Genomic DNA, 2,639 nt, shown 5'->3' on the forward strand with positions numbered 1-2,639 from the left:
GGGATCTCTACCAGGGCAACCTCGCGGCCCTCGCTGATGACCCGAAGTGGGTGGCGCGAATGCGCGGCGCCGGCATGATCGACGCCATCTGGCATTCGAACAGCTTCGTCCATGGCGACCCGCCGTTCCTGACGCTGGCGCTGCAGAGCGCCGACGGCGCCGTGCACCGCTTCCGGCTGCCGCTGCCGGCCGCCTCGATCGTGGCCGCGTCGCTGACCGATGCGCTGTCGCGCTACCTGCGGCGGTTCCAGGCCGAGACGTCCTCGGGAATGCCGAGCCGCGACGGGTCGCCGAACGAGGGCCAAACCGATCGCCCCGTCGCCACCGCCTCGGCGGCAGCGGCGGCCGTCGGATGAGGTTCCAGGGCCTCATCCTCGAAGAAGATCACCCACCATCCGTCGCGTCGCTGACGGAGGTGGAAAGTGCCGCGTCTGGTCGTGAACCAGTACATGCGCGTGCTCCGGGTTGGGTGTTGACAGCGCCAGCCTAGCCGAGTTGCGCCGCTTCGCGTCTTCGTCGCGTTCCGTCAGCCCTGCGTCGCGTCCGCGCCGGTCGCTGTCTGCCCCGCACGGCAGGCGCCGGTGCCCAGTCTTGTCGCGCCAGTCTCGTCGCCTCGTGTCTCGTCGCGTCCCGCGTTCTGTCCATTCCTCCCCAGACTTGCCGCAGGCCGGTCTCGCGTTCCTGCGGCTTTTCCCGGGGCTGGTTGCACGCGTCAACGTAACGAGGGTCCCATGCTCGCAAACCTGTTGCCGCGCCGGCGGCAGCGAACGCCTCCGGCTGGCCCGGCGGCCAAGCCCATCCCTGCCATGCCGGTGATCGGCACGGCCGAAGAGCTGCTGCGCTTCGTCATCGACAACGCCGACGACGACCTGCGCGACTTCCTGCTGTCCCGGGCGCCGGCCTCGATCATCGCCGCCACCAACGCCCGCCCGCGCCTGGTCTCGCCCGACATCCTGTTCACCGCCGTGTCGCGCAAGGCCGCACCCAAGCCGACCGAGACGGCGCCGGCCGAGACGTTGCGCCCCGAGCTCCCGGCGCCGCCCGACGACGATGACGACGACACGCTGCCGGCGCACCGCATCCCGGCGCTGCGCGAGATCGCGGCGCTGAAGGCCGAGATGCCGCGCGTGATGCGGCCCGAGGTGCTGGCCGGTTTCGTCGTGCAGACCATCCGCGAGGCCGATCCGCGCCCAGGCTACTGGCTGCCCCACGACGTGATGATCGTGGCGGCCGACATCTGCCGGGACCACAACATCGAGCCGGTGCTCAAGCAGGTGCTGCTCGGCGCCATGGAGTGCGTGCCGGGCGTGCGCTACTCGCGCTACCGCATCCTGCAGGACAACGCCTTCGCCACGATCCGGCACCGCATGAAGCAGCTCGGCCGCAAGGACGACCGCCCGCATCTGTTCTGGATCGGCGAGAAGCCCGCCGCCCGGCGCGGCCCCCTGCGCGACCTCGACGGCGCCGCCGTCAAGCCGGTCCGACGCCGGTCCGACCGCAGCGGGCACCGTCCGCCGCCCGGCGAGGTGGCCCCACGAGTTGCAGAGACTCGCGAATTTCCGGAGGCGCCGGACCGTCCGGCGCGTCGCGCGGCTTAGTTCGTGGCGCCTTCAGGTGCCGACTAGGCACCCGGCGCGTGGATGCAGAGGCGCCGGGGGAAGACGGCGCGGACGGTCCGAATTCGACGGTCCGGGGAGGTCTCCGGACGGTCCGGGACGGGTGCGCGCCGGATGCGTGTGGGCATCCGGAGGCGCGAGGGGACGCGCCGGGTGCTCAGTCGGCACCCGGAGGCGCAAGGGGAAAGACGCGCCGGATGCTGTGTCGGCATCCGAAGGCGCAACGTGAGAGACGGGGGAAGAACGTGGCAACCGAGCCCACCAGGGCGCGCCGAGTCGAGCGCATCGAGGACTGGGACAACGCGCGGTACGCCATCACGGCGCCGCGTGCCGCCCTCGACCTGCGCCTGACGCTCATCCATTTCCGGCTGATGGCCATGCTCGGCCGCGTCAACACGCGGCAGGGCTGGTGCGAGATGAGCCAGACCAAATTCGCCGAGGCGCTGGGCTATGCCCGCGGCTCGGTGGTGCGTGCCGTCAAGGAGCTCGTCGACTGGCGCTATGTCGAGAAGCGCGGCCAGGAGGAAGCCGGCTCGGCGCGGTGCCACTATCGCCTGCTGATCGACGAGCCCGAGGACGTCGTTGCGGAGACGTGTCACGTGGGAGGTGACACGTCCGCCGAAGCCGGGACGTGTCACACGGGAGGTGACACCCCTGTCACGTCCCAGGTGACACACGTGTCACGTACTAGGGACACAGAAGAAAGATCAAAGATCAAAGATCACTCCCCCTCCCCAAGCGCGAGACGCGCTCGGGGTGAAGGAAGTTCGATCGAGGATCGGGACAGGGCAGTCTCGGGAACGCCCGACGCCGACGACCTGCTCGCCGCCCTGACCGAGGCCGGCATCGAGCACCCAGTGATCGAGCTGCTGCTGCGCCCGGTGCTGACCCGCCGCCGGTTCTCCAACGCCGACCGCCTGCCGACGCTGCTCCGGATCGGGCGCCGGGCCGCCGGTCTCGACGCCGCAGCGCTGGGCCGAGCGGCGCAGGACGTGCTCGAGGCGGGCGTCGTCACGATCAAGG

At 70.7% G+C, this 2,639-nt stretch carries 2 protein-coding genes and 1 pseudogene; all 3 read left to right on the forward strand.

Annotated features, from left to right (window positions below; translation table 11 throughout):
* Window positions 1-356 (forward strand): annotated as a pseudogene (locus Q0C41_RS31170) (hypothetical protein); the annotation flags it as partial.
* A 375-nt stretch (window positions 357-731) separates the two neighbouring features.
* A complete protein-coding gene (locus Q0C41_RS31175) occupies window positions 732-1,598 on the forward strand; it encodes a hypothetical protein (protein WP_291990915.1) in 867 nt (288 codons plus the stop codon).
* Window positions 1,599-1,861: 263 nt separating this feature from the next.
* Window positions 1,862-2,639 (forward strand): MarR family transcriptional regulator (locus tag Q0C41_RS31180; protein WP_291990917.1); only part of this gene is annotated, 778 nt, incomplete at its 3' end.

This window comes from Luteitalea sp., assembly GCF_022842525.1.
In the GTDB taxonomy this organism is placed as follows: domain Bacteria; phylum Acidobacteriota; class Vicinamibacteria; order Vicinamibacterales; family Vicinamibacteraceae; genus Luteitalea.